Annotated in this window: 25 protein-coding genes; 8 read left to right on the top strand and 17 right to left on the bottom strand. The window is 68.6% G+C overall.

What is annotated here, in order from left to right; genetic code table 11:
* Positions 1-485 precede the first annotated feature (485 nt).
* Positions 486-1,370 carry an alpha/beta hydrolase gene (locus tag OG607_RS31035; RefSeq protein WP_405730505.1) on the bottom strand — a complete coding sequence of 295 codons (885 nt, stop codon included), beginning with the start codon at positions 1,368-1,370 and terminating at the stop codon, positions 486-488.
* Positions 1,367-2,203 carry an MBL fold metallo-hydrolase gene (locus OG607_RS31030; RefSeq protein WP_405730503.1) on the bottom strand — a complete coding sequence of 279 codons (837 nt, stop codon included), beginning with the start codon at positions 2,201-2,203 and terminating at the stop codon, positions 1,367-1,369. The genes OG607_RS31035 and OG607_RS31030 overlap by 4 nt, the downstream gene beginning before the upstream one ends.
* A gap of 80 nt (positions 2,204-2,283) precedes the next feature.
* Between OG607_RS31030 and OG607_RS31025 the strand changes: the two genes are divergently transcribed.
* The gene (locus OG607_RS31025) at positions 2,284-2,631 is read left to right on the top strand and encodes a winged helix-turn-helix transcriptional regulator (protein ID WP_405730501.1); all 348 of its coding nucleotides are present in this window, start codon (positions 2,284-2,286) and stop codon (positions 2,629-2,631) included.
* Positions 2,632-2,924: 293 nt separating this feature from the next.
* Here the strand turns inward: OG607_RS31025 and OG607_RS31020 are convergent, their stop codons facing one another.
* Together OG607_RS31020 and OG607_RS31015 are read right to left on the bottom strand one after the other, a co-directional pair.
* Positions 2,925-3,818 (bottom strand): tetratricopeptide repeat protein, encoded by an 894-nt coding sequence (locus OG607_RS31020; protein ID WP_405730499.1) that lies wholly within the window; start codon positions 3,816-3,818, stop codon positions 2,925-2,927.
* Between the two features lie 387 nt (positions 3,819-4,205).
* Positions 4,206-5,294, bottom strand: coding sequence for an alkene reductase (locus OG607_RS31015; RefSeq protein ID WP_405730497.1), 1,089 nt, complete (start codon positions 5,292-5,294; stop codon positions 4,206-4,208).
* A gap of 272 nt (positions 5,295-5,566) precedes the next feature.
* Between OG607_RS31015 and OG607_RS31010 the strand changes: the two genes are divergently transcribed.
* Positions 5,567-6,523 (top strand): IS481 family transposase, encoded by a 957-nt coding sequence (locus OG607_RS31010; RefSeq protein ID WP_405723995.1) that lies wholly within the window; start codon positions 5,567-5,569, stop codon positions 6,521-6,523.
* Here the strand turns inward: OG607_RS31010 and OG607_RS31005 are convergent.
* Together OG607_RS31005 and OG607_RS31000 are read right to left on the bottom strand one after the other, a co-directional pair.
* A complete protein-coding gene (locus OG607_RS31005; protein WP_405730495.1) occupies positions 6,495-7,880 on the bottom strand; it encodes an aldehyde dehydrogenase family protein in 1,386 nt (461 codons plus the stop codon). The two genes, OG607_RS31010 and OG607_RS31005, sit on opposite strands and share 29 nt — an antisense overlap.
* Before the next feature lie 153 nt (positions 7,881-8,033).
* The gene (locus tag OG607_RS31000) at positions 8,034-9,074 is read right to left on the bottom strand and encodes an NAD(P)-dependent alcohol dehydrogenase (RefSeq protein ID WP_405730493.1); all 1,041 of its coding nucleotides are present in this window, start codon (positions 9,072-9,074) and stop codon (positions 8,034-8,036) included.
* A 171-nt stretch (positions 9,075-9,245) separates the two neighbouring features.
* Here OG607_RS31000 and OG607_RS30995 point away from each other — a divergent pair, with 171 nt between their 5' ends.
* Entirely contained in the window at positions 9,246-10,169 is a 924-nt protein-coding gene (locus OG607_RS30995; RefSeq protein ID WP_405730492.1) for a helix-turn-helix domain-containing protein, read from the top strand.
* 352 nt (positions 10,170-10,521) lie between these two features.
* Here OG607_RS30995 and OG607_RS30990 read toward each other — a convergent pair whose 3' ends face one another.
* The 5 genes from OG607_RS30990 to OG607_RS30970 all read right to left on the bottom strand — a co-directional run bounded on the left by OG607_RS30990 (position 10,522) and on the right by OG607_RS30970 (position 14,156).
* A complete protein-coding gene (locus OG607_RS30990) occupies positions 10,522-11,181 on the bottom strand; it encodes an NADPH-dependent F420 reductase (RefSeq protein ID WP_405737158.1) in 660 nt (219 codons plus the stop codon).
* Positions 11,182-11,262: 81 nt separating this feature from the next.
* Positions 11,263-12,198 (bottom strand): SDR family oxidoreductase, encoded by a 936-nt coding sequence (locus tag OG607_RS30985; protein WP_405730490.1) that lies wholly within the window; start codon positions 12,196-12,198, stop codon positions 11,263-11,265.
* Positions 12,199-12,297: 99 nt separating this feature from the next.
* On the bottom strand, positions 12,298-12,501 hold the full coding sequence (locus tag OG607_RS30980) for a hypothetical protein (protein ID WP_405730488.1): 204 nt from the start codon (positions 12,499-12,501) through the stop codon (positions 12,298-12,300).
* A 206-nt stretch (positions 12,502-12,707) separates the two neighbouring features.
* Entirely contained in the window at positions 12,708-13,331 is a 624-nt protein-coding gene (locus OG607_RS30975) for an NADPH-dependent F420 reductase (protein WP_405730487.1), read from the bottom strand.
* 90 nt (positions 13,332-13,421) lie between these two features.
* A complete protein-coding gene (locus OG607_RS30970; RefSeq protein ID WP_203922400.1) occupies positions 13,422-14,156 on the bottom strand; it encodes an SDR family NAD(P)-dependent oxidoreductase in 735 nt (244 codons plus the stop codon).
* 208 nt (positions 14,157-14,364) lie between these two features.
* Here OG607_RS30970 and OG607_RS30965 point away from each other — a divergent pair, with 208 nt between their 5' ends.
* The 3 genes from OG607_RS30965 to OG607_RS30955 all read left to right on the top strand — a co-directional run bounded on the left by OG607_RS30965 (position 14,365) and on the right by OG607_RS30955 (position 16,931).
* Positions 14,365-15,276, top strand: coding sequence for a LysR family transcriptional regulator (locus OG607_RS30965; RefSeq protein WP_405730484.1), 912 nt, complete (start codon positions 14,365-14,367; stop codon positions 15,274-15,276).
* Between the two features lie 1,023 nt (positions 15,277-16,299).
* The gene (locus OG607_RS30960) at positions 16,300-16,527 is read left to right on the top strand and encodes a type II toxin-antitoxin system VapB family antitoxin (protein ID WP_405730482.1); all 228 of its coding nucleotides are present in this window, start codon (positions 16,300-16,302) and stop codon (positions 16,525-16,527) included.
* On the top strand, positions 16,524-16,931 hold the full coding sequence (locus tag OG607_RS30955) for a PIN domain nuclease (RefSeq protein ID WP_405730480.1): 408 nt from the start codon (positions 16,524-16,526) through the stop codon (positions 16,929-16,931). Before OG607_RS30960 ends, OG607_RS30955 begins: the two co-directional genes overlap by 4 nt.
* Before the next feature lie 238 nt (positions 16,932-17,169).
* On the opposite strand, the gene OG607_RS30950 is transcribed toward OG607_RS30955, so the two are convergent.
* The 4 genes from OG607_RS30950 to OG607_RS30935 all read right to left on the bottom strand — a co-directional run bounded on the left by OG607_RS30950 (position 17,170) and on the right by OG607_RS30935 (position 21,819).
* Complete coding sequence (locus tag OG607_RS30950; RefSeq protein ID WP_405730478.1) at positions 17,170-17,526, bottom strand: hypothetical protein; 357 nt, start codon at positions 17,524-17,526, stop codon at positions 17,170-17,172.
* Between the two features lie 163 nt (positions 17,527-17,689).
* Complete coding sequence (locus OG607_RS30945) at positions 17,690-19,228, bottom strand: flavin-containing monooxygenase (RefSeq protein ID WP_405730476.1); 1,539 nt, start codon at positions 19,226-19,228, stop codon at positions 17,690-17,692.
* Between the two features lie 624 nt (positions 19,229-19,852).
* The gene (locus OG607_RS30940) at positions 19,853-21,157 is read right to left on the bottom strand and encodes a histidine kinase dimerization/phospho-acceptor domain-containing protein (RefSeq protein WP_405730474.1); all 1,305 of its coding nucleotides are present in this window, start codon (positions 21,155-21,157) and stop codon (positions 19,853-19,855) included.
* Positions 21,154-21,819: a response regulator transcription factor gene (locus tag OG607_RS30935; RefSeq protein WP_405730472.1), complete on the bottom strand. Its 666-nt coding sequence runs from the start codon at positions 21,817-21,819 to the stop codon at positions 21,154-21,156. The genes OG607_RS30940 and OG607_RS30935 overlap by 4 nt, the downstream gene beginning before the upstream one ends.
* Before the next feature lie 187 nt (positions 21,820-22,006).
* On the opposite strand from OG607_RS30935, the gene OG607_RS30930 reads away from it, so the two are divergent.
* Entirely contained in the window at positions 22,007-22,786 is a 780-nt protein-coding gene (locus OG607_RS30930) for a hypothetical protein (protein WP_405730470.1), read from the top strand.
* Between the two features lie 470 nt (positions 22,787-23,256).
* Here the strand turns inward: OG607_RS30930 and OG607_RS30925 are convergent, their stop codons facing one another.
* On the bottom strand, positions 23,257-23,793 hold the full coding sequence (locus OG607_RS30925; RefSeq protein ID WP_405730468.1) for a glycerate kinase: 537 nt from the start codon (positions 23,791-23,793) through the stop codon (positions 23,257-23,259).
* Positions 23,777-24,472 carry a TetR/AcrR family transcriptional regulator gene (locus tag OG607_RS30920; RefSeq protein WP_405730466.1) on the bottom strand — a complete coding sequence of 232 codons (696 nt, stop codon included), beginning with the start codon at positions 24,470-24,472 and terminating at the stop codon, positions 23,777-23,779. The genes OG607_RS30925 and OG607_RS30920 overlap by 17 nt, the downstream gene beginning before the upstream one ends.
* Before the next feature lie 146 nt (positions 24,473-24,618).
* Here OG607_RS30920 and OG607_RS30915 point away from each other — a divergent pair, with 146 nt between their 5' ends.
* Complete coding sequence (locus OG607_RS30915; RefSeq protein ID WP_405730464.1) at positions 24,619-25,320, top strand: SDR family NAD(P)-dependent oxidoreductase; 702 nt, start codon at positions 24,619-24,621, stop codon at positions 25,318-25,320.
* Positions 25,321-25,411 lie beyond the last annotated feature (91 nt).

Raw genomic sequence — 25,411 nt, 5'->3', positions numbered from 1 at the left:
TCGAAGGCCGAGTTTGCCGGTGACAGACTCCAGTTCGCCCGCTTGGCGAGCGCCCGCGGCCGCGTCACATCGCAGGTGCACCAGCTGGGGCGCACGCGACAAGGCATTCATCATGACTGTTTCCCTTCATGTTGACGTGCACTGGGTAAAGCTCTGATCGGCCCGGCCGGTCACGGCCCATGGATGCGCAGGACGGCGGCCACAGCGTTCGGCCGACGTGGGCCGCGAAGGCGGGGCGGATCCACCAGCCCGCGACCGTTCCGCGTTGCGCATCGGGCCATGCCCACCATGCGACAAGGACCTTGCCGCAACCTTGCCAAGACCTGGGTCCACTGGTCGGGCGGCCGTTCGAACGGACCCGCACGCGGCCGCGGGGACGGCATGGAGTGGGAACGCCTGCTTCGTTGAGGACAGCCGAGGCGACACCGTATGTCCGCGGCCATGGGCAATCTCGTGTTGATCACGGGGCGGCAAGATCTTCGCCCTCAGCCCAAGTGGCGGTGGAGGAAGTCCGCAGTCGCCTGGCCCGCCTGTCCGACAAAGGGGCTGACGTCATACAGGTCGATGTGCTGCTCGCAGTCGAGCCAGGAGATCTCCTTGTGCCCGGCAGCCCGCTGATACATCGCTCTCGCAAGCTCCGGAGAACAGTAGTCGTCCACCTTTCCGTGCACGACCAGCAAGGGAGTGGCACCGAGCAATTCGGCCGCGCTCAGCGCGTCGAAGGTCATCAACGAGTACAGCGAGCCCCGGGTGACCTGGTTCCTCCAGTGCGGCGAGGCCCCACGCTCGGTGCCGTAATACGCGTACGGCTCCTGTCCCGGCATCGCCGCCTCCCCGCCCCTCGGTGCCACGGCGGGCAGTGGTTCGTAGTATCGGTCCAGGAACGTGCTCAGGGCGGAGCGGTAGGCGTCGATGCCCATTTTTCCGGCGAACCACGCCGGGCTGTTGTACGCTCCGGCGATTCCGGCCACTGCCCGCACCCGGGGATCCATGGCTGCCACCCTGACCGCGTAGCCGGCGCCCAGGCAGATTCCGACCAGGGCGATCCGGTCTCCGGCCACCTCCGTACGGTCGGCCAGTACCCGTACGGCGCCTCGCAGATCCGCCAGTTTGCCCTGGCTGTCCTCGTGGCCGTGGCGGCCCGGGCTTTCTCCGAATCCTCGGTGGTCGAAGGCCAGGGTCGCGAAGCCGGACCGAGTGAGCAGCTGCGCATAGAGGCCGGTGACCTGCTCCTTCACTCCGGTGAACGGTCCGGTGAGAGCTACCGCGGGAAACGGTCCCGGCCCGTCCGGCAGCCGCAGGTCGCCGACCAGCTCCAGACCGTCCCCAAGCCCGTCCGCGGTGAAGGTGATCCGCTCCAGGGATGTCATGGTCCGGCCTTCTCTGCCAGTTCCCGGGCGACCGCGTCGGCGCCGAGCCCGACCATCCAGGGCAACGCCGCCTGTGGCAGGAAAGCCGCCATCACCGCGGTGAGTTCGGTCTTCTGCTCGTCTGTCAGGGAGGGACGGCCGTCGGATATACGGAGCACTGCCTCGCGGTACATCAGCAGGTATTGGCGCTGGGCGGACAGCAGCCTTGTGTCGGCGGGGGAGCCGTGTCCGGGGTAGAGCGGCACCCCGGCCAGCTCCCGCTCCAGCCGGTCGAGCAGCGCCAGCCACAGCCCCGTATGGCCATCGGCGGTGTATGAGTGCATCAGATCGCCGAAAGCGAGGTCGCCGATGAAGGCGGCGCGCTTGGTTCCGGACTCGACCATCAGGTAGGAGTCGGCGTGGCTCTCTCCCGCACCCAGCTCGTGGAGGGTGACCCGCAGCCCGCCGAGTTCCACGGAGCAGCCGTCGCCCAGTGTCCGTTCCGGAACCCGGTAGCGGTCCGGCCATTCCTGGCCGTACACCGGCTGCCACTGCTCCCGCTTGGGTTCCGCGATTTCCGCGATGGTCTTGGCAACGGCGGTGGCCGCGTAGACGGGAACGTCGTCGCCGACCACATACGGCAGACCGTTGAAGTGGTCGGGATGGGCATGGGTGACGAATGCGGCGAGAACCGGGCCGCGCAGCGCGGCGGCGCGTTTGCCAATGGCCCGGGCGTCGGAAACCCGCAGCCCGGAGTCGATCAGTACGACACCGTCCGGAGTCTGCAGCACATAGGCGTTGGCAAAGATTCCGGACTCGTCCGCGGTGTACGTGTGAATGGCAGGATCGGTCATGACTCGAAGCTAGAACCGCATGAGATCCCGGGAAAGAAGGCACTTGGAAGTGCCTTTCCGTGGAAGGAGCCGTCACCGTCATGGCCCTGGTCATTCCCGATGTGCTCGAACCCACCTGCCTGACGAGGCAGGCCCTGGAGCGTCTTGGCAGCAAGTGGCGCGTTCTGCTGATCTACGCTCTGCTCGCCGGGCCGCAGCGACACGCCCAGCTGCGTCGGCGGCTGCCCGGTATCACTCAGAAAATGCTGACCGAGACACTGCGCGGTATGGCCGAGGACGGGCTGGTGGAGCGACGAGTCCTCAAGCAGGACCCACCTGCGCACGTGGAGTACGCCCTCACCGAGCTCGGCAAGACACTCCAGGAGCCTCTGGCCGCCATTTGCGACTGGGCCACAGCCCAGACCGGCTCATCACCACCGCCCGCGTGACACCGGCCGGCATCTCGCAAGCCGACCTTCTTCGTGTCGCTGCAGTGGCTACTTCCGCGCCCCGGCAATGCCCAGGTCGGCAGAACTCACGGGCATCGCGGTAGATCGTCGCGTGCACATCGATCTGGGGGCATCGGCGCCCTCACCACGAGCGAGCACACGGGCGCCAACCGCAAGATCCCAAACAGTGTCAGATCTCGGCGACATCGCTCACCGTCACCATCGCAGTCAGCGACGATCAGCTTGCCGGCGGAAGCCATGGCTCAGGCCCGCGAAGGCGTCGACCTCGCTGATCAGGGTACGACGGGCGAGTCGGCGATCCGGCGGTACTCCGCCTCGGCCAATGCCGCCAGACCGTGGGCACCGCGCGTCCCGCACAGGGACTGTGCCTGTGCGAGCTGGGCCAGGGCTTCGGTCCTGTGCTCGGGCGACACGGCCAGCGCGATACCGGCCTTGATGCGCGCGATTGCTTCGTAGAGCGGCATACGGCAGGCGCTGAACACCTCAGCGGCCTCCTGTGCAAACCGCGCCGCAACTGCGGTGTCCTGCCGGGCGAAATGGAGCTCTGCGCGGGAGAGCGCGATGAAGGCCCGCTGGTGGTGCGGTCCGTCAGGACCGTCCGCTACCGCCGCCCGGTCTGCCCATGAGCCGGCGGCGGCGAGATCGTCCTTGGCCAGCTCCGCGCTGGTCAGCAGCCCGAACCACAGAGTGCGCATTGAAGCTTCGAACCTGACCAGGTCAGGGCCGCCGCCTGCGCGGGTGACCGTGCGGACGCAGCCGTCCGGGTCACCGTTGAAGAGCATGGCCTGACCGAGAATCCCGAGCGCCACCGACCTGACCGGTGCGGGCTCGGAATCATCGACTGTGTGCAGGGAGATCATCAGCTTCTCGAAGATGGAACTGGCTGTTGCGTAGTCTCCTTGCCACAGACGAGTCGCGCCAAGCACGGCGGAGGCAAACCAGGATGCCTCTTCGCTGCCGACGAAAGAAGCGGCTTCCAGCGCCTCCTCAGCGCATCTGCTCGCGTCGTCCAAGCGTCCGAGGAGCAGGTTGGCGTGCGCAGATGCGGCGAACAGGTCGCTCAGCAACAGGCTGTTGCCAGTACGGCGGGACAATTCGAGTCCCTGGTCCAGATGCTGAAGGGCCGAGTCGTAGCGACCCTGCCTGCGCGGCGATGCGGAGGTCACCGTGTCCGGGATCGCCCCCGCCGCCCGCGTCGACCGCACCTTCCTCTATTGCCACCGTGACTTGCTCGAACGCGTCCACGCCGCGGCAACGACCCCTGTCATGCTGGGGAGAACGCGGCCGTGAGCGGTTGTGGCCAGGGTTTGCGGTTGACCGTTGACCACTTCCTCAGTTGGTTGCTGACCGCCCGGAAGGGATGGAGGTCAGGCGAGCGACGCCCGTCGCAGCCTCAAGTTCTTCTCTCAGCTGCCGGTTCTCCAAGGTGATCCGCTGGATGTGGCAGGCGGCAGTGTCGCCATCGTGACATAGGTGCGGACCAGGAGGACTTCGGTGGCCTGAAACGCCACGTCTTGCCTCGCCGCACTCGCTGGCGATGACTCTTTTTCAGGTCACGCGCTGTCGGCGGGCAGCGCCGGGTAGTCGGTGTAGCCGCGGTGGTCGCCGCCGTAAAAGGTAGCCGCGTCGGGGGTGTTGTAGGGGCCGTCGGCTGCGAGGCGGGCGGGCAGGTCCGGGTTGGCCAGGAACAGCGCGCCGAAGGCGATGATGTCCGCGGTGCCGTCCTCGATGTGGGCGAGAGCGCCGGGGCCGGTGGTCTCGGGGTGGGTGAAGGGGTTGAGGATGAACGCCGTCGGCCAGTCCTTGCGCAGCCGGGCGGTCAGGACGCGGTCCGGGCTCTCGACCAGGTGCAGGTAGGCGAGGTCCAGCCGGGCGAGACCGGCGATCAGGGTGGCGTAGGTCTCCAGCACGTCCGCCGGGTCGGTCTCGGCGATGTCGTTGTAGGGGTTGCCGGGAGAGATACGGAAGCCGGTCCGGTGGCCGCCGATCGCCTCCGCGACGGCCGTGGCGACCTCGATACCGAAGCGGACCCGGTCCGCGGCGCCACCTCCCCAGTTGTCGGTGCGCAGATTGGTGTTGGGGGCGAGGAACTGGTGGATCAGGTAGCCGTTCGCCCCGTGGATCTCCACGCCGTCGAAACCGGCGGCGATCGCGTTGCGCGCGGCGTCGGCGTAGTCGGCGATCGTCTGGGTGATGTCGTCCTGGTCCAGTTCCTTCGGCGTGACGTAGTCCTGGGGGCCCTGGTAGGTGAACACCTGGCCCGCCGCCGCGACGGAGGAGGGGGCGACGGGGATGAGTCCCTCGGGCAGCAGGCTGGGGTGGCTGATCCGGCCGGTGTGCATCAGCTGCGCGAAGATCGTGCCGCCCTGGGCATGGACGGCGTCGGTCACCTTCCGCCAGGCGTCGACCTGTTGGGCGGAGTGCAGGCCCGGAGTGTTGGTGTAGCCCTGGCCGCCCACCGACGGCTGTATGCCCTCGGTGATGATCAGGCCGGCGCTCGCACGCTGGGCGTAATAGGTCGCCATCAGCTCCGTCGCCGTGGCTGCGGGAGCGTCGGCGCGGCTGCGGGTCATCGGCGCCATCGCGATGCGGTTGGTCAGCGTCTTGCCGCCCAGGTCGATCGGGTCGAACGCGGTAGTCATGGCAGCTTCCTTCGAAGAATGGGTCGGGTGAAAGAGACAGGCGGCAGCATGGGCCTGGCGGGTGTCAGGGAACCGGGACCTCAGCAGTCCTCATTTCGGCTGGGCAGAGGCACTTTCTGCGTAGCCGATCACCAGTCGGGCAGCCTGCTTCGGGAGAGCGCGGGCCTAGGTGTATTGATCACGAGCGTTGTTGACACGTGTCGTGCTTGATCAAAGGTGAAGACCTCCGGTGTGGTGGAGCTGTCTAGGACCGCACCACACCGGAGGTCTTCGTGTCCCACCGTAATGCCCGGCTGACCGTTCACGGCAGGCGACTGCTGGTCGAGCGTGTCACCTCGGGCCGGCCCGTCGCCCACGTGGCCGCTGAGATGGGTGTCTCCCGCGCCACCGCCCACAAATGGGTCCGCCGGTGGCGGGCCGAGGGCGAGCCGGGCCTGCACGACCGGCCCAGCAGTCCCCGCACGACCCCGCACCGCACCCCGGCCGCGACCGAGCAGGACGTCTGCCGTCTGCGCCGCGAGCGCAAGCTCGGCCCGGCCCGCATCGGCCCGATCCTGGGCCTGCCCGCCTCGACCGTGCACCGCATCCTGACCCGCCACGGCCTGCACCGCCTGGCCTTCCTGGACCGCCCCACCGGCCAGGTCATCCGCCGCTACGAACGCGACCGCCCCGGCGAGCTCATCCACGTGGACGTGAAGAAACTCGGACGGATCCCCGACGGCGGCGGCCACAAAACACTCGGCCGCCAGGCCTCCCGCGCCACCAAGACCGGCGTCGGCTTCGACTACGTCCACTCCGCCGTCGACGACCACACCCGCCTGGCCTACAGCGAGATCCACCCCGACGAGAAAGCCGCCACCTGCGCCGACTTCCTCCGCCGGGCCGCCGCCTTCTTCACCACCTGCGGCATCCACCGCATCGAACGCGTGCTGACCGACAACGCCTGGTCCTACCGCAAAAGCACCCAATGGAAGCAGGCCCTCACCGACCTGGACGCGACCGGCAAACTCACCCGCGCCTACCGGCCCCAGACCAACGGCAAAGTCGAACGCTTCAACCGCACCCTGCTCGACGAATGGGCCTACCTACAGCCCTACACCAGCAACGACCAGCGCACAGCCGCCCTGACAGACTTCCTCCACAGCTACAACCACCATCGCAGCCACACCGCACTCAAAGGCCAGCCCCCGATCAGCCGCGTCAACAACCCTGCGGGTCAATACACCTAGGGCCTGTCCGGTCGATCTTGCCCGGGTCCGCGACGGCCTTGAGGTGGCTGAACGTCTCGAGGGAATACCGGCCGTGGTACCGGCCCATGCCGCTTTCGCCGACGCCACCGAAAGGCAGGCCGGGCATGAGCAGTTGCATCACCGGCTGGCCCCAGGCGACGCCGCCGGAGGAAGTCTCGTTCACGAGGCGCGACTTGGTGACCTCGGACGTGGTGAAGGCGTAGAGGGCGAGTGGCTTGTCGCGTTCGTTGATGAAGGCGATGGCGGCATCGAGGTCTTCGACTTCGACTACGGGGAGGATCGGACCGAAGATCTCCTCCTGCATGACCGGCGATGCAAAGTCGACATCGGTGAGCACGGTCGGTGCGATGAACAGGTCGTCGCGGTCGTGCTGGCCTCCCACCGCCGCCCGGCCGGAGTCCAGCAGGCGAGTGAGCCGGTCGAAGTGCCGCTCGTTGATGATCCGGCCGAAGTCGGCTGAGGTCTGCGGGGTGGAGCCGAACTGGGCGTCGACCGCCGCGCGGAGGGCGGGGACCAGTGCGGCGGCGGTGGCAGGATCGGCCAGAACGTAGTCGGGGGCTATGCACTGCTGCCCCGCGTTGCCGAACTTGGCGCCGACCAGCCGCTTGGCGGTCTCGTCCACGTCGGTGTCGGGTGCCACGAAGACCGGTGACTTGCCTCCGAGTTCGAGCGTGACGGGGGTGAGGTTCTTGGCGGCTGCGGCCATGACGATCCGGCCGACGGTGCCATTGCCGGTGTAGAAGATCTGGTCGAAACGCTGTGCCAGGAGGGCCGTGGTCTCCTCGGCGCCCCCTTCGACGACGGTGAGCACGTCGGCGTCGAAGTACTGTCGCAGGAGGCGTGAAGCCACTGCCGATGTGTGCACCGAGATCTCGCTCGGTTTGGCCACCACGGTGTTTCCGGCGGCCAGGGCGCCGATGACGGGGTCGATGAGAAGGTGCAGCGGGAAATTCCAGGGAGCGATCACCAGGACGACCCCGAGCGGGTCGTACGTGGTGTATGCCGTTGTCGTGGGACCGAAGTGGGCGGGAACCTCCACCGGGCGAGGCTGAAGCCAGCTCTCGAGATTCGCCAGCGTCTCGTCGATGTCGGCGACGGTGAAGTCGATCTCCTGCATCTTGGCCTCGGTGGCGTTCTTCCTCAGATCCGCCCAGAGCGCTTCGAGCAGCTCCTGCTCGTTTTCAACCAGCAGTGCCCGCAGCCGCTGCAGCTGGTTGACGCGCCAGTCCAGTCCGCGGGTGACGCCGGTGTTGAACGTCGCACGAAGGCGGCCGACCACCTCCGCGGCCGTTTCGCTCTGGCGCGTCCTCGACTCATTGGCTGTTGTTGCGGTCATGGGGGTGTACTCCGTTCTTGATGCACGCCACGCCGTCAAAGGCGTTGGCCTGCCGTGGTACCGGTGATGTGTTAGGTGACGGATGACGGCTTGTGCTTCAACGACCCCTGGAATCCGCCTCATCCGCCGGGGCCCTCACTCGCGCGACCGGTCTCAGATGGTTGCGGTGTCGATCACGAACCGGTACCGCACGTCACTCGCCAGCACCCGCTCGTATGCCTCGTTGATCTCGGAGGCGGCGATCCGCTCGATCTCCGCGCCGATCGCGTGCTCGGCGCAGAAGTCCAGCATCTCCTGCGTCTCGGGGATGCCGCCGATCATCGAACCGGCGAGGATCTTGTTGCCACCGATGAGGGAGAACGGATGGAAGGCGACGGGCTCCTCCGGGACGCCCACGTTCACCAGGGCGCCGCCCGTCCGGAGCAGACTGAGGTACGCGCCGAAGCCCAGTGGCGCCGACACCGTGGAGACGATCAGGTCGAAGGAGCCCGCGAGCTCCTCGAACGTCTTCGGGTCACTGGTCGCGTAATAGTGGTCGGCGCCCAGCTTCAGGCCGTCGTCCTTCTTGCGCAGCGACTGGGAGAGGACAGTGACCTCCGCGCCGAGCGCGTGCGCGATCTTGACGCCCACGTGGCCGAGACCGCCCAGACCGACCACAGCGACCTTCTTGCCGGGGCCCGCGCCCCACTGCTTGAGCGGCGCGTACGTGGTGATGCCCGCGCACAGCAGCGGCGCGGCGACGTCCAGGGACAGCCCGTCGGGGATACGGACGACGAAGTTCTCGTCGACGACGACGTGCGTGGCGTAGCCGCCGTAGGTGGGCTCTCCGTCACGACCGATGCCGTTGTACGTCTGGACAGCCCCCCGTACACAGTGCTGTTCCTGGCCGGCCTTGCAGTTGTCGCACTCGCGGCAGGAGTCGACCAGGCAGCCGACGCCCACGCGGTCGCCGGCCTTGTACTTGGTCACCCCGGGGCCGACCTCGGAGACGACGCCCGCGATCTCGTGGCCCGGGACCATCGGGAAGATCGCCTCACCCCAGCCCTCGCGGACCTGGTGGATGTCCGAGTGGCAGATGCCCGCGAACTTGATGTCGATCAGCACATCGAACTCGCGGACCGCGCGGCGCTCGATGGTGGTGCGCTCCAAGGGAGCCTTGGCGGCGGGGGCAGCGTACGCAGCAACAGTGGTCATGCCGATGGTTCTCCCAGCTGAGGTTCCCTGCCCGGCTGCCTTCCGGCCGGGCACAGTGGCCAGCGTCCCGGACGGGCCGGCATCCACCCAGGCCACGGCTCTGTGTACGTCCGCTGTGCCTACCACTGGCTGGGTCAGGCTGGTGTGCGTCCGACCGTGGATACTCGAGGCATGGACGAATACCCCGAACCGGTGCACGAGCCCGCCGCCAGCGCGCTGGACCCGCGTGCCGAGCTCAGCGAGTTCCTGCGCACCCGGCGGGCCCGGCTGAAGCCGGAGGACGTGGGGCTGCGGGGCTTCGGCCGGCACCGGCGGGTGCCGGGGCTGCGCCGCGAGGAGCTGGCGCAGCTGGCCGGGGTGTCCGTGGCGTACTACACGCGGCTGGAACAGGGCAACGGGCGGAACGTGTCGGCAGAGGTCCTCGACGCCATCGCCCGCGCGCTCAGGCTGAGCGACGCCGAGCACGCCCACCTCACGCACCTGGCGAAGCCGAAGCAGCAGAAGAGGAAGCCGGCCGTCCGCGCCCCGCAGGTGCGGGGCCCCCTGCGGACGCTGCTGGACACCATGGACGGCGTCCCGGCGATCCTCGTGGGGCGGCGCTCGGACATCCTCGCCTGGAACAGGATGGCCGCGGCGGTCTTCGGCGACTGGGCCGAGCTGCCCACGCAGGAACAGAACTGGGCACGGCTGGTGTTCCTGAGGCCTGAGTACCGCGACCTGTTCGTGGACTGGGAGCACAAAGCGAACGACGTCGTCTCTCAGCTGCGCATGGACGCCGGCTCCCATCCGGAGGACCCCCGGCTGTCCGCTCTGGTGGGCGAACTCTCCGTGAAGAGCGAGGAGTTCCGGCGGCTGTGGGCCACCCACGACGTCAAGGAGAAGTGCCACGGCATCCAGCGCCTGCACCACCCGCTCGTCGGCGAACTCGACCTCCGCCTCGAGTCGTTCCACCAGGCCGACGACCACGAACAGATGCTGGTGACGTACCACGCCGAGCCCAACTCCCCGTCCGCGGAGGCACTACGACTGCTGGCCAGCTGGGGCACCGACGCGACAAGGGCGGGAGCCGGGATGCCGCCGGCACGCACGGCTTGATGAACTTCCCTTGATCATCAGTGGTTGGCTGCGCGCCACGCCCAGCGTCCTTTCGCACGCCAGACGCCTCCGGGGGCGGTGTCAGCACTCCGAGCCGCTTGCCGGTGCGGTAGTTGATCCCGACGATCCGGCACGCTTCGTAGCCGGTCAGGCCCTGGTCCATGAGCCGGAAGTATTCCTCCCGCTCACGGACCAGCTGCCTACGGCCTTGGGCCACCGTCCGCACCCTGCGGATCTCGAACTCCATCGCACCCCTTGAACTGGGGTGTTGCGACGACTCCTGGAACCCAAAGGCCTACCGGACGGGGCCATAACACGGCCGGACCATTCCGCGGCCCGCGCCAACTTGCGGTTACCGCGTTGCGGTGGCCAGTGCCGCGCGGATGGCGTCCTCACCGACCGGCTGGCCCTTCTCGTTCGAGTACGGCCCGTAGGGGGTCCCCCACACCGGCGTGCCCGTCGCCTGCCGCCAGGTATCGGCCAGCGGTCCCGCGTCCACGACGCTGTACCCGATGGATTCGATGAATTCGGTCACCGCCGCCTTCGCCGGCGCGGAGTCCCCGGCGATCGGCAGGTACGAGCGGTCGGCCGCCCCCGCCGGGCGGGCGAGTGACAGCAGGTGCTTGAAGAAGATGTTGTTGAACGCTTTCACGAGCATGGCGTCCGGGATGTACCGCAGAAGCAGCTCGCTTGAGGTGAGCGACTTGCTGTCGAGCTCGGGGATATGCCCGTCACGCTCGGGGCCGTAGTTGCACGTGTCGATGACCGTCTTCCCGGCCAGTGGTACGGCGGGCAAGTTGGGGAAGGCCTTGACCGGCACCGTGACCACGACGATGTCACCGGCCGCCGCGGCCTCCCCGCTCGTCGCCGCGGACGCCCGCGGCCCCAGTTCCGCGGCCGTGTCCGCGAGCGTTTCGGGACCGCGCGAGTTGCTGAGCACGACCTGGTGCCCGGCCTCGATGGCGAGCCGCGCGATGGTACTGCCGATGTATCCGCTCCCGATGAATCCCACAGTCGTCATATTCTCAGCGCCCCTCCAGAAGAGCCGAACCCTTGCCACTTGCCGTACTCGTTGCGATTCGGGTCCCTGCCATCAGCTGGCGGAGAAGTAATGGCCGTTGTCCAAATCGGCGAGCAAGCTGGGCTGAGCGGGTTCCCAGCCGAGGGTCCGGCGGGTGATGAGGTTGGACGCCGGGTAGTTCTGCGTGACTATGTTCGCGAGGAACCCGAAGTATCCCGGCACCATCAGTACGTCCGCGGGAACGCTTACGGCGGGCAGGCCCAGACGGCTGCCAATGGCCTCGGCGATCTCGCGGAGCGGGATGGCCCCGTCCCCAACCGCGTGCCAGTATTTGCCGGCCGGCCCCTTGTCCAGTGCCAAGCGGAACAAGGAGGCGACATCGCGGACGTGCACGGCGTTCCACAGGTTCGCGCCGTCTCCGGGGTAGCCGACGAAACCCTTCTCCTTCGCGAGCGCGATCAGCTGCACGAGGAAGCCGGCACGATCGGTCGTGCTGTGCGCGATGTTGGCAATCCGCACGACCGAAGACCGCACTCCCCGCTCGGCGAGGCCGACTACGGCAGTTTCCACGACGTTACGAACCCGCAGAGTGCCTTTGTACTCCTCGCCGCTGGGAAGGGCCGGGTCCTCCTCGGTGGCCGGCCGGCCCAGGTTCCCTGGCGAGCCTATGCTCCCCGCCGCGACCAGCGGCTTTCCGGTTCCCGCCAGTGCCTCGCCGTACGCGAGCATGATCGGGAGCTCCGCGGCGGCCACGGCGTCGATCCCGCCGGAGGGAAGCAGGTCCTGCCTGTGCGCGACGTGGATGACGCCGTCGGAGTCCGCGGCCGCCTCCTTGAGCCCGTCGAGATCCTCGAGGTCGCCGCGACGCACCTTCGCACCGAGCGCGGACACCGCCGCCGCGGCCGTGTCCGACCGGGCCAGGCCGGTGACCTCATGTCCGGCGGTGATGAGCTCGGGGATGATGTACGAACCGGAATGGCCGGTCCCGCCAGTGACGAAAACGCGCATGCTACTGCTCCTTGTGAGAGTAGGTGGAGGGGCTGTTCTCCTCGTGCCGTAGATCGACTGGCGTGATGTGGCGCGAGAAGTGGTGGTGCGGGTGTGCGCTCAGCTGAGAATGGTGATGCCGAGCGAGAAGTTGGTGTGCTTGACGGAGTGGGTGATGAGGCCCAGCTCCAGCAGGCCGACGTTCTCCAGTGCCCGCGCCATTGGCAGCTCCCCGGTGTCCATCGGGCGCAGCCCGAGGCTCTCGATGAACGCCGACACGCGTGCCTTTGCCTGCGCGTCGTCGCCGGCGATGAACACGTCCAATGGGCGACCCTCGGCTGGGCCGGCCGCCAGAACATGTGAGAACAGGGTGTTGAACGCCTTGACGACATGCGCGTCGGCGGGGGCGGCCTTGGCGATCTCCTGCGCGCCGGAACTGCCGTCGGGGGTGACGAAGCCCTGAAAATCGGGGGAGACGGGGTTGGTGATGTCGATGGCGCCCTGTTCGCCGACTGCTCGGCCCCGGGGGCTCAGCCGGTAAATTCGTTGACGCCGAGGGCGAAGTCCCAGTGGCCGACCCCGTTGCCGGCGAGGCCCACCGTGACCACGCCCACTCCTTCCAGCCAGTGCGCCATTTTCAGGCCGCCGACGTCCAGCGGGCGCAGCCCGAGGCTCTCGATGAATGCCGCCACGCCCTCTTTGGCCTGCGCATTGTCGCCAGCGATGAAGACGTTGGGCCTGCCCTTCTCCAGGACATTACGGAAGATGGTGTTGAACGCCTTCACCACGCTGGCGCTGGCCGGGGCCACCTTGGCGACTTCCTGCGCGATCGAGGTCTCCTCGCTGTGGGCCAGTCCGTCGAACGTGGCGTTGAAGGGGTTGCTGATGTCGACGATGACCTTGCCCGCGAGGGCGTCTCCGTACTCGGCGACGACCGGAACGACACCGTCGTACAACAGGGCCGTGATGACGATGTCCCCGGCCGGGACGGCGCCCCACTTGCCCGTCTTCGCGCCGCCGCCCAGAGCCTTGGCCAGGTCATCGGCCTTGGACTGATCGCGTCCCATGACCTCGACGGTGTTGCCGCCCGCCACCGCGAGCGTGCCGATGGTACGGGCCATGTTCCCCGTACCGATGAGGGTGATGCTGCTCATGAGGTGTGCTCTCTTCCTGTTCTCGAAGTGTCGCTCTGTCTCGTACGTGCCGGGTCAGGCGCAGGGCATCGGCCGCGACGTTTCTGTGGTTCAGATGGCGGTGGTGCCGCCGTCGGTGACCAGTTCCAGGCCGTTGACGTAGCTGGAGTCGTCGGAGGCGAGGAACAGGGCCACGGTGGCGATTTCTTCGGGGCGGCCCATCTTTCCGCGGGGGATGAGGGATTCGAATGCGGCCTTGGTTGCCTCGTCGAACAGTTCTTCCTGTTTGGCGGTGGCGACCTGGCCGGGGGTCAGGACGTTGACCCGGATCTTGCGGTCGCGCAGTTCGTTGAGCCAGACGCGGGCCCAGGCCTGCTGGACGGCTTTGCTTCCCGCGTAGAGGCTCCAGCCGGGGAAGGCGCCGAGGGAGGCATTGGATCCGGTCATGAAGATCGAGCCGTTGTCGTTGATCAGCGGCAGTGCCTTCTGCACGGTGAACAGGGTGCCGCGGGCATTGAGCCAGAAGGCGCGGTGGAACTGTTCCTCGGTGATCTCGCCGAGGACGGCGGGTTCGCCCATCCCGGCGCTGGCCCACAGCACGTCGATCGAGCCCTTTTCCCGCTTGACGGTGTCGTACAAGCGGTCCAGGTCGTCCAGTTCGGCCGCGTCACCCTGGACGGCGGTGACGTTGCGGCCGATCAGCTTGACGGCGTCGTCCAGTGCTTCCTGCCGCCGGGCCTGGATGAAGACGTGCGCCCCTTCCTCGACGAACAGTTTGGCGCCGGCCAGTGCCATGCCGGTGGATCCGCCGGTGATCACCGCTACCTTGCCGTCGAGCTTTCCCACGATCACTCCGTTGAATTGATGGGCATCCGAAACCGTGTGCCCATTCTGGGCCTGGTCCCTGCTGTCAAGTTCCGATGTCGAATTCTTGTGCCGAATTCGCTTCGGTCCCAATAGGTACCTATTCAGGTTGCCATTGGCCTGAGTGGGTGTCCAAGACTTCTTTTAGCCGTGGTGATACCCTGAAGGCATCACCGGACCGGGAGGCGCCATGGATCTGGACCTGCGCAAATTGCGTTACTTCGCCGCCGTGGCCGACCAGTTGCACTTCGGCCGCGCCGCCGATGAGCTGCATATCGCGCAGCCGGTGCTCAGCCGGCAGATCCGCGCGCTCGAGCAGGATCTCGGCGCCTCGTTGTTCACCAGGGATCGCCACGGCGTAGCGCTGACCGACGCGGGCCGACAACTGCTGGCCGACACCGGTCCGCTGCTCGCCTCCGCGCACGCGGTCCGCCGCCGGGTGTCCGTGGCAGCCCGTGGCAGCCGGCGGCTGATGGTCGGTTTCCGGGCCGGCATCCCGGTCATCCCGGCGGCGCGGGCGTTCGAGGCCCGGCACCCGGACGTGGTCGTGGACGTGCAGCGGATCGAAGGGGACGACCAGGCCCCGATGCTGCTCGACGGCCGCATCGACGTCGGCTATGTGCGGCTGCCCATCGACGAGACCGGCCTGCGCGTCACCCCGCTGTACACCGAGCCGCGGGTGGCGGTGCTGCCCGCCGGCCACCGGTTGGCCGGCAAGGACGAGGTCACCGAGGCCGACCTGGCCGGCGAACCGCTGGTCTGGCATGCCGACCCGAGCACGCAGCCCACCAGGCGCCCGCACCCCAACGCCGGGTACCTGGTGCGCGGGGTGGACGAGACGCTCGAGCATGTCGCGGCCGGCCGGGGCATCTCGTTCCTGGCCCGTTCGGCGGCCGTGTTCTACTCACATCCGGATGTCATCTATGTGCCCATCCCGGATCTGGCGCCCGACCAGGTGTGCCTCGCGGTGGCGGCATCGCGCACCTCGCCAGTGGTCGATGACTTCATCACCGCGGCTCAGGCGACGGCCGAGATCACGGCAGAATGCGGGAACTATGAAATGTGGCAGCTTGGCAGCGATGCCGTTCCAAAGCACGGTTGAGCAGTCCGCCTGACAACAGCAGGGCCAAAGGGGGCACACGCCCACAGCAATGGCGAAGGCATTGAGCTCGGGGACGGAGGCGATGTTGGCGCACAGTGAGAATCGACATTCTCGCGGCCGCTTCCGGAATGATGAAAATCATGATCTCGTTGAAGTCGTCAAAGGCATTGTCGATCAATTCGGGCGAGACACTTCCACTTGCGGCGGTGGCCGTCGCCAGTCCGGGGGCGGCGGGACTGGCTCGCGATCGGGGGCGATCAGAGGGACGCGGTGGCCCTCGCGCCGAAGGTCCTGGCGGAGGTCGGCCCGGCCTATCCGCCCCTCGGGGAGACCCGGTTAATCAACGGCCTCGCCGCGCAACTGCCGAACCGGGAGGCCGACCACCACTACCTCTGGTGGAGACCGACTCCCGGCCCGGGACGGTGTCCGGGGAGGTCGAGTGGCTGGACGCCGACCCGGCGCTGCGGGTGGGCCCGCTGTTCGACCGCTTCTTTCCCGGCTCCTACGCCAAGCCGGGGGCGAGTGCTCATCGGTGGGCGGGAGTTGCCGCCGAGTCGGACGGCGAGCCACTCGCCGTGGCCGCCGACGCGTGGTCCGCGCGCGGCTGCGGATACCTGGCGGGCGTCGTCACCCACCCCGAGGCCCGCTCGGCCACACCATCCCCGAGCGGGCCGACCAGATCCGCAACCGAACCGACAGTCCGGCCCGTGGACCGCACCAGCTCCACCGCGTCCCGCTTGAACTCCTCCGAATACCGAGCAGCACCCACCTGGACACCTCCTCCTCGGACCCCACGATCCGATCTTCAAGAGATGTCCACAAACGGGGGCAAACCCCAGCGACAGAATCACCCCGGACCGTGACAGCACGGGTCACCCGCCGCCCGACGGCTTACCTCTTCGAAGTCGCGAGCAGCGGAGTGCCCTACCGAAGGATCCGGCGACCGAATCCACAGCCGACCGGTCGATATAGTCGATCATGTATACTGATACACTCCAGCAGGTACATCAGGAGGTGGGGAACATGAGCCGAACCGTCATCGACCTCGACGACGAAGCACTCGAAGCAGCCGCCAGGGAACTCGGCACCACCACCAAACGCGACACCATCAACACCGCACTACGTGAGATCGTCGACCGCAACCGCCGCCTGCGAGCCCTGCACGAACTGCAGGACTTGGCAGAAGACGGCGCACTGGACGTGGAACTCCTCCTCGATAAGCGCAACTACCGAGGCAGGCCCGCCCTGTGAGTGTCGCCGACTACCTCATCGACACTTCCGCTCTGGCGCGCGTCCTCCTGCGCCAGGCCACCGAGGACTGGGAACGGCGCATCGGCGCCGGCCTCGTCGCCCTGTGCGATCTGACCGAGCTGGAACTGCTCTACTCCGCCCGCTCCGCCAAGGACCGCAAGACCGTCCAGGAGCGTCTCGCCCAGTTCGCCTGGTGCCCCATGCCGGAGGGCGTCTACCGCCGCGCCCGCGTCGTTCAGGAACAGCTCACCGCCAAGGGCGAGCACCGCAGCGCCGGACCCGTCGACCTCCTCTTGGCCGCAGGCGCCGAAGAATCGGGCCTGGCCCTGCTGCACTTCGACCGCGACTTCGAAACAATCGCCCGCACCACCGGCCAGCCCGTCCGGATGATCGACCTCAAATAGAGGCACCCTCACCACAGTCCGTAGCCGCTGAGGTACAGCACGGGGGAGCGGCCAGGGGCGAAGGCGACCCACAGGCCCTCGCCCACGGCGGCGGACCTCGACCACCGGCCAGGGCCTGGCCGTCCCCCTGCTCGACATCCACAACAACGTCGACGAGATCGTGCCCGCCGAGCACGGGAGTGTCTTCCGCACCCGTATCAAGGCCGCGGTGACAGCGCGCTGCTCCGGCCGGCGTACGTCAACCGCGCCGGGCGGTCGTTGGGGTGCGACCACGACCACCGCCACGCCACGGGCCTGCGCCAAGGCCCTGCACCTCGACGGCGGAGCCACCTTCATCGACGACAAGCCCGGCCAGGTGGTCGGCGTGAGTGAGGGCATCGCCCGCTAGCGCCGGACCGACTGCCGCCGGATACTTCGGACGCTCGCCGGTGTCCAAGGCGACCTGCGGAACGCACTCGGGCTTCCAGTACAGGTCGATGTGGCTGGCACCGTCGAGGATGAAGAGCTCCTTCGGCTCCTTCGCCCTCCCGATGGCGTCCTGGCTCATGTAAAGCGTGCCGGCCTCGGAGCCGGCGATCAGCGGGAAGCTCCTCATGCACGCCTTGATGCGCCTCGCCGCGCGACTCGACCTGGTCCCCCAGCCTCAGGCGGCCCTGGAGCGCGCTGGGATCTACCAGCAGGTGGTGGAAGTGGACGGCTACCGCGCTATATCGCCTGGCCAGGTCAGCCCGGCCAAACAGGCTCATGAAAGGGCGAGGCTAGCCGGGAGCCGGCCCGCACTCGTCTGCGTTCGCGGCTACCGTGGGCTCCCCAGGCTGGGGCCTTGCCTGAGCGGGCAGGGAAAGGGGCCAGGCCGGTGCATCGGAGGTGTAGGCCTCGGCGTCGAATCGGCTCAGCCGGCGCACGAGCCGCCCGGTGGACCACGGCCAGGCGAAGATGTTCCGCCCGGTGGAGGTGAAGTAGTAGCTGGTGCAGCCGCCCGCGTTGTAGACCGTGGTCGCGAGCGCCTCCTGAACGGCGGTGTTGTGCGCGGCCTGTGCGGCCGACCGAACGTCCAGGGCACGGTGGCCGCTTCGGTCGAGGTGGGCCAAGGCGGCGATGAGGTACGTCAGCTGCGCTTCCAGGACCTTGATCGCGGAGGTGGAGCCGCCGAGCAGGTTGGGCCCCAATAGCAGGAAGAGGTTGGGGAAGCCGCTCGCGGTGGTGCCTAGGTACGCCTGCGGTTCACCGCCCCAGGCTTCGTCGAGTGTCCGGCCGTCCGTGCCGTACAGGGTCTTGGACAGCGGCAGCTCACCGACGCGAAAGCCCGTGGCCTCGATGAGCACGTCGGTCTCGACGGTGGTGCCGTCGGCGCCGACGACCTCGTTGCCGCGTACGGCGGTCACAGCGGTGGGATGCAGTCGGACGTGCGGCTGAGACAGGGCCCGGTAGAAGGTGCTGGACGTCAGAAGGCGCTTGCAGCCCAACTGGTGATCCGGTGTCAGTTGCCGGCGTAGCTGCCGGTCGCGGACCGCGAGCTGCAGGTGAGCGCGGGCGCCCGCCTCGAGGAGGCGGGCGGCCCGAGGGTGGCGGAAGGCGTAGCCAAATCCCTCCTGCAGGGCGTACTGACCGGCGCGCAGAGCGCCGCGCGCACCGGGTACGCGGTCCAGAAGCCCGTTGAACGCCGCCGGTACCGGCACATCGGGCTTGGGCAGCACCCACTGGGCGGTGCGCTGGAAGAGGTTTACGGCCGAAGTCTGGGCTTCGATAGCCGGGACGATCTGGACGGCGGAGGCTCCGCTCCCCACCACGGTCACCCGCCGCCCGGCCAAGTCGACGCTGTGGTCCCACCGGGCGGTATGGAACGTGGGACCGTTGAAGTCCTCGATCCCGGGGACCTCCAGGCGGCGCGGGACGTGCCACGGGCCGGTCGCCAGGACCAGTACCGCCGCACTGTAGGGCCCGTCGCTGGTCTCCAGCAGCCAGCGGCCGGCCGCCCCGTCCCACCGGGCCCCGAGCACCTGCACACGGCAGCGCAGCATGTCATCGAGCCGGTACCGCTCGGCTGTCGCCCGCAGATAGGCCAGGATCTCCCGCTGCCCGGCGAAAACCCTGCTCCAGGCGGCATCCGGGGTGAAGGAGTAGCTGTAGAGCGTAGAAGGCACATCACAGGCACATCCCGGGTAGGTGTTCTCCCTCCAGGTGCCGCCGAGTTGCGTTCCCTTCTCCAGAACGAGCACATCGTTGAATCCGGCTTCGCGAAGCCGGACGGCGGCGCCGATCCCGGAGAACCCCGCTCCGACGACCACGGCCCGCACGGCCCTGACAGTCCGCGCACTCTGGGCCGGGATCACAGCAACGCCCCAGCCGGGCGGCCGGCGCGGAGACCACGGCCCGCGCGCTGTTCTCGCGGAGCCGTTCGGCGGGCGGCGGATCCCGAAGCGAACCCCGCCGCACAGGCTGGCTTGGTTACCCGTCGTGCGGCCCCTGCCATGGCCCGCCCGCCTGGGACGTACAGCCATGGCGAGGTGTCTCGGTCCGGCTCGGTCACAGCGGTCAACGGCAGACCTGCCTGCATCAGTGCCTTCTTTCCCTTGTTCCGGGTAGGTGTCGCCGGTCAGCCGGCCACCCGTGGCGACCGCCGGGTCACCCGGACACCCGTCCACGACGACCACCAGCCCGCCGTGTGGTCGTTCCGCATTGCGTCATCCGCATCCACCCCGCTTCAGCCGAATCCGGCGTGAACGCCTCTTGGATGCAGTTCACGGAAATTGATCGGGGGCTTGAACCCGGGACGCACGGGACCACGGGACGTTCCACCGACGCCACGCACTGCATGATCCCGAACTGCTCACGCCCGCAGCGCACGTAACACTGGCGCCGGATGACGGTGAAGAAACCTCACATGCTGGGGATTTGTTCAGTCCCGGCTGCCTAGAGCATCACTCAAACGAAGCACGAGGCAGGCAGCGCAGGCCAGTCCCGTTGGTGACGTCGGCCCGGGCACGGTTTCGGTCTTTCGACTGGCTCCGGGGAAACGGGCCGGTCCGTATTTCACCTCTGTCCCGTCTCCGTGGCTCACTGACAAATCTCGGTAGGATCTCCTGATCATGGACGTGGTCGCGGACTTGCACGAGCACCACCGGTCCCCCCTGACCCACCTCGGTGAGCTGGGCGCCTCGCCGAGTGTCGGCGGCCGCCGACTTCGAAAGGCGGTGACGGTGACCCATACCGATGAGCTCGGGGCCGTGCCCCGGAGCCGTCAGATGCTGAGCAAGGTTCCCGAAGTCACGCTGTACTTCTGGATCATCAAGACGGGTCTGGCCGTTGCGGGTGCGGGCCTCGGACAGCAGGCTCTCGCAGATCCGCTGCATCCCGGCGGCCGATGCGGCGATGGCCTCATGGGAGGTGCGCTGCTGGGCCGGGGTGCGGGGACGGGCGGTCAGCCAGTCGGTCTCGGCGGTGATGCGGGCCAGTGGGGTGCGCAGTTCGTGGGAGAGCTCGGCGGACTGCTGCTGTTCGTGCCGCAGGACGGCGGCCAGCCGGTCGAGGAGTTCGTCGAGACTGGCGGCGAGCGAGGCCAGCTCGGCGGGGCGGGAGGCGGGGCCGAAGCGTTCGGCCGCCCCGCGCTCGCTCCAGCGGGAGGCCTGGGCGCTCATCTCGGCGACCGGCCGCAGGGCCCGGCCGACGAGCGTACGGGTGACCAGATATATGCCGCCGAGCAGCAGCAGGCCGAGGCCGACGGACCCGGCCAGGGCGGTGTCGGCGGTGCTGCGGTAGGGGTCGAGGCCGACGGAGGCGACGACGGTGCCGACCTGTCTGCCGCCGTACCGGATGGGCAGGGCATACAGCCGCGAGGCGTACGGCTCGCCGGTCCGGGCGAAGGCGCGGCCATGTCCGGCGAGCCTGTCCGCGGCGGAGTGGGCTTCGCCGGGGGCGGTGGTTCCTTCGACCAACCGGCGGCCCTGGTAGATCCAGACGCCGATGTCCAGAGCACGGTCGTCGGCCGGCTCATGGACGACGAGGGCGCCGTCCGGGCGGGCCTCCACGGTGGCCGCCACTGCCGAGGCCCGGGTGCGCAGCAGGCCGTCGGCCTGCTGGCGCAGTTTCACCGCGAGCGCCAGGTTGAAGGCCGCAGTCAGGACCACGACCCCAAAAGCGGTGGTGACCAGGGCGAGCAGCGCGAGCCGGCCGCGCAGGGTGACGGCTCGGAGGAGGCGGGGGAAGCGCGGGAGGTGCCGTTTCATGCGAAGCGGTAGCCCACGCCTCGTACGGTGTCGATGCCGCGCGGGCTGTCCGCGTCGCGCAGCTTGCGCCGCAGCCGGGCCAGGTACTGGTCGAGGGTGTTGTCGCTGACCTGGGCGCCCTCCGGCCAGCCCGCCCGCAGCAGCGCCCGGCGCCGCACCACCGCGCCAGGGGCGGCCATCAGGCAGGCCAGCAGCCGGAACTCGGTGGGCGTCAGCGCGACGGGCACGCCGCGGACCTCCAGGTGGTGCCGGACGGGATCCAGCCGCAGCTCCTCGATCTCGACGGACGGCTCCCGCCCGGCACGGCGCAGGGCCGCACGCACCCGGGCCGCGAGTTCGGCCAGGTGGAAGGGCTTGGCCAGATAGTCGTCGCCGCCGGCGGAGAACCCGGAGAGCCGGTCGGTGATGTTGTCGCGGGCGGTGAGGAAGACCACCGGGGCGTCGATGCCGCAGGCGCGCATCGCCTGGCACACGTCCCGCCCGTCGGAGTCGGGCAGTCCGATGTCCAGGACGACCGCGTCCACCCGGTCGCGCACCGCGCGCAGGGCGCCCGCGCCGTCGGCGGCGGTGAGCACGTCGAAGTGCTCCTCGCGCAGGCCGCGCGCGAGGACGTCGCGGAGTCCGTGGTCGTCCTCGACGACCAGGACGCGGTGGTTGGTCACCCGGCCAGTATCACCGGGTCCACGCGCGGCCCCACACCGTCCGGCCCGGGTGTTCAGGCTGCGTACAGGTTCCGTCCCGGACACTGCCGCCTGCGTTGAAAGGAACGGCAAAGCTGTGGTGAGAGAGGTCAACATGGGGCAAAAACGCCTGGGACGGACGGTGGATCCCGTGCCAGGGTTGCCGACCATGGCGACAGATCAACTCGGGTACGAGAGCCCCTCGGGCAGCGTCCGGCACGCGATGAGCAAGGTGCCGGAGGTCACGGTCTACTTCTGGATCATCAAGGTGCTCACCACGGGCATGGGCGAGACCGCCTCCGACTGGCTGGCCCATCTGCTCGGCCCGGTCCCGGCCGTCGGCCTCGGCGGGCTCGCTCTAGCGGCCTCGCTGGCCGTCCAGCTGTCCGCCCGCCGGTACGTGGCCTGGATCTACTGGACCGCCGTCGTCATGGTCAGCGTCTTCGGCACCATGGCCGCCGACATCCTGCACGTCGGGCTGGGCGTTCCGTACCTGATCTCCACCCCGTTCTTCCTGCTGGCCCTCGGCGTGGTCTTCGCCCTCTGGTACGGATGCGAGAAGACGCTGTCCATCCACAGCATCCACACCACTCGCCGCGAGGTCTTCTACTGGGCCACCGTGCTCGCGACCTTCGCGCTGGGCACCGCGGCCGGGGACCTGACCGCCACCACACTGGGCCTGGGCTATCTCGGCTCGGGCCTCATGTTCGCCGTGGCCATCGCCGTACCGGCGGTTGCCCATCGACGGTTCGGGCTGGGCGCGATCGCGGCCTTCTGGTCCGCGTACGTCGTGACCCGGCCACTGGGCGCGTCGTTCGCCGACTGGATGGCGGTCTCCTCCGACCGCAGGGGCCTGGCATGGGGGCTCGGGCCGGTCACCCTGTACTGGACGATCGCGATCCTGGCCTTCGTCGGCTACCTCGCCGCGACCCGCAAGGACGTCGCGTAGGGACCTCGGCATCCCGGCCCTGCCGGCCCGGTCACAGCACTAGGCGTCCTCCCGGCCCCTGTCCGGCCCCTGGATCTTGGTGTCGAGCCTCAGGACAGCCATCCCGGACGGCCGGCAACAGCCTTGATCCCCTACTCCGCCGCAGGTCAGAGGGGTTGGAGCTCCCTGGAGTGCCGCCGGACTCCAAAGTCATGAGCAGCGGATTCAGTCCGTTCAGGCGAAGTTGACGATCCGACACCTCACGAGGAACGTTTCCGCAGGTCAGGGCCCTGCCGGAGTGGGGCGGGTGGGACTCGAACCCACGACCGACGGATTATGAGTCCTTTGAGGATCTTGGCGGCCGTGGCCGATCATTGCCGATTCACACCGTTCTTGCAGGTCAGACGTGCTGATCTGTGTCAGCCCTGTGCAGTGCTTGTTGGTCTGTTCCTGACCTTGTGGCCCCTCAATGGCCCCTGGGGGTCGATGAGTTAGACGGCTTCTACAGCAACAGCCGCGTCCGCCCAGTCCAGCCAAGGGGATAGAACCCCCGCACAGGGGATTCCCCTTCCACCGCGCAGAGGCTCCGCACCCAGTACGGGCGGAGCCTCTGCTCCCGACGCCGCCAATCGCCGTACGAAACCGGCGAGCGCGCCGTCCAGTTCCCGTACGTCGTTCGCGCTCGCCCCCTTCTGGGGGCCGTAGACGGCGGCCGTGCCCGCCGGCCCGAGCGGCGGGTTGTCCACGTCGGCGGCGAGGACGAGGTCGACTCCCGCGAAAGCGGCGTGGGCCTCGGCGAGGTGGACCGTGCGGAGAGCGGCGAGTCCTGCGCCGCCCGGACCGATCGGTGTGCCGCCCTCCCGGGCAAGCATCGCACCGAGGGACTGCAGCAGGCCGGCGCCGCCGTCGGTGGTGGCGACCCCGCCCAGCGCGAGGACCATCGCGTCCGCCCCGCCCGTCACCGCGAGCACGGCGAGGAGTCGAGCACCGCGAGACAGCTCCAGTTCCAGGTCAGTTGTTACCCGCATCCGGCGCCGCATCAGCGGCCGGACCGGCGCGGAGCATGGCCCTGTAGAGGGCGTCATGCTCGGGTGAGGCGGGCAGGGTGCCGCGGGCGGGGGCCTCGAAGGACTGGATGAACAGGGCGACGACTCGGCGCCAGGCGTCGGGGGCGGCGTCGCCGGTGGCGTTGACGACACCGGCGTTGGCCATGTGCAGCAGCACCAGGTCCGAGGAGTCGAAGTCCTCGCGCAGCCGGCCCGTCGCCTTGGCCCGGCCGGTGAGCTCCACCATGCCCTCGTAGGCCTCGTTGCGGCGCCGCTCCAGGGCCTTGGCCGTGGGGAAGGTCGTGATGAGGACGTCGGCGAAGCCGCTGTCGGCGGCCTGCATCGCGCAGGCGGTCTCGATGTAGCCGACGAACCCGTTCCAGGGGTCGGGGTCCTCCAGGGCGACGGCGACGGCATCGGCGTAGGCGTCCATGCGGTCGATGAAGACGGCGTCGACCAGCTCCTCCTTCGTGGGGAAGCGGCGGAACATGGTGGCGATCCCCACCCCCGCCTCACGGGCCACAGAGGCCATCGAGGCACCCAGACCGTCACGCGCGAACACCTTGCGCGCGGCGACGGTGATCCGCTCCCGGTTGCGCTCGGCGTCGCTGCGCAGGGGCTGGGCGGCGGGGCCGTCGGGATGCTGGGCGGCAGGGGTCATACCGGGGAGTCTAGCAATCGGATTGCCCTATCCATTTTTGGTGGTACGGTGACAGCGGTAAACCGGAGCGGCCTATCCGGATCTTGATATGGATAGATCTATCCGGATGACTTTCTTCCTTCGACCAGCTTTTGGAAAGGATCGCTGTGACCAGCATCGCCATCGTTGGAGCCGGCCCCCAGCTGGGCCTGGCCATCGCCCGTACCTTCGGCTCCCAGGGCTTCGACGTCGCCCTGATCTCCCGTAACCGCGAGAAGCTCGACGGTCTTGTCGGCAAGCTCGCTGCCGACGGCATCGCCGCCGCCGCGTTCCCCGCGGACGTGCTCGACCGCGACGCGCTCGCCCAGGCGCTCAAGGACGCCGCCGCGCGGTTCGGCGGGATCGACGTCCTGGAGTACTCCCCGGTGGGGTCGTTCGGTGTCACAAAGCTGACCGCTCCGGCCGAGACCGAGCCGTCTCATGTGGAGTTCGAGATGAACTTCCAGCTCTACGGAGCCATCGCTGCCACCAAGGCGGTACTGCCGGCGATGCAGGAGACCGGCGCGGGCACCCTGCTCTACACCACCGGCGCCGGCTCGATCTGGCCCGACCCGCGGGTCGCCAACGTCAACGGCGCCGCCGCGGCGCTGCGCAACTGGGCGATGAACCTGCACAAGGAGCTGGACGGTACCGGCATCCAGGCCGCCCACGTCGGCATCGACTCGTCGATCGGCGTCTCCGTCATCCCCGGCGTCGAGGCGGCCAAGCCCGAGCAGATCGCCCCCCTCTACTGGGACCTGCACACCACCAAGCGCGACGAGGCCGAGCTCGTCTTCCGCCTCGACGCCGAGGGCTTCCCACGCGCCTGACACCGCGCCGGCTCCGCTGACTCGGCCCCTCGCCGGACCCCGATCGCGTCGCGGCGCCCCAGCGCCGCGACGCGACTCTGAACCCAGCTCC

The sequence above is a fragment of the Streptomyces sp. NBC_01537 genome (genome assembly GCF_045040445.1).
GTDB lineage: Bacteria > Actinomycetota > Actinomycetes > Streptomycetales > Streptomycetaceae > Actinacidiphila.
This window is presented reverse-complemented; position numbering and strand designations above follow the sequence as displayed.

Excerpts from the sequence above, each read along its gene's own strand:
- OG607_RS30925 (WP_405730468.1), bottom strand. The coding sequence starts at position 23,793 with ATGCGGGTAACAACTGACCTGGAACTGGAGCTGTCTCGCGGTGCTCGA.
- OG607_RS30975 (WP_405730487.1), bottom strand. The coding sequence starts at position 13,331 with ATGAGCAGCATCACCCTCATCGGTACGGGGAACATGGCCCGTACCATC.
- OG607_RS30995 (WP_405730492.1), top strand. The coding sequence starts at position 9,246 with ATGGACGAATACCCCGAACCGGTGCACGAGCCCGCCGCCAGCGCGCTG.
- OG607_RS30965 (WP_405730484.1), top strand. The coding sequence starts at position 14,365 with ATGGATCTGGACCTGCGCAAATTGCGTTACTTCGCCGCCGTGGCCGAC.
- OG607_RS30920 (WP_405730466.1), bottom strand. The coding sequence starts at position 24,472 with ATGACCCCTGCCGCCCAGCATCCCGACGGCCCCGCCGCCCAGCCCCTG.
- OG607_RS31030 (WP_405730503.1), bottom strand. The coding sequence starts at position 2,203 with ATGACCGATCCTGCCATTCACACGTACACCGCGGACGAGTCCGGAATC.
- OG607_RS30950 (WP_405730478.1), bottom strand. The coding sequence starts at position 17,526 with ATGAGGAGCTTCCCGCTGATCGCCGGCTCCGAGGCCGGCACGCTTTAC.
- OG607_RS30960 (WP_405730482.1), top strand. The coding sequence starts at position 16,300 with ATGAGCCGAACCGTCATCGACCTCGACGACGAAGCACTCGAAGCAGCC.
- OG607_RS31035 (WP_405730505.1), bottom strand. The coding sequence starts at position 1,370 with ATGACATCCCTGGAGCGGATCACCTTCACCGCGGACGGGCTTGGGGAC.
- OG607_RS31000 (WP_405730493.1), bottom strand. The coding sequence starts at position 9,074 with ATGACCACTGTTGCTGCGTACGCTGCCCCCGCCGCCAAGGCTCCCTTG.
- OG607_RS30940 (WP_405730474.1), bottom strand. The coding sequence starts at position 21,157 with ATGAAACGGCACCTCCCGCGCTTCCCCCGCCTCCTCCGAGCCGTCACC.
- OG607_RS31025 (WP_405730501.1), top strand. The coding sequence starts at position 2,284 with ATGGCCCTGGTCATTCCCGATGTGCTCGAACCCACCTGCCTGACGAGG.
- OG607_RS30985 (WP_405730490.1), bottom strand. The coding sequence starts at position 12,198 with ATGCGCGTTTTCGTCACTGGCGGGACCGGCCATTCCGGTTCGTACATC.
- OG607_RS30930 (WP_405730470.1), top strand. The coding sequence starts at position 22,007 with ATGGCGACAGATCAACTCGGGTACGAGAGCCCCTCGGGCAGCGTCCGG.
- OG607_RS31005 (WP_405730495.1), bottom strand. The coding sequence starts at position 7,880 with ATGACCGCAACAACAGCCAATGAGTCGAGGACGCGCCAGAGCGAAACG.
- OG607_RS31015 (WP_405730497.1), bottom strand. The coding sequence starts at position 5,294 with ATGACTACCGCGTTCGACCCGATCGACCTGGGCGGCAAGACGCTGACC.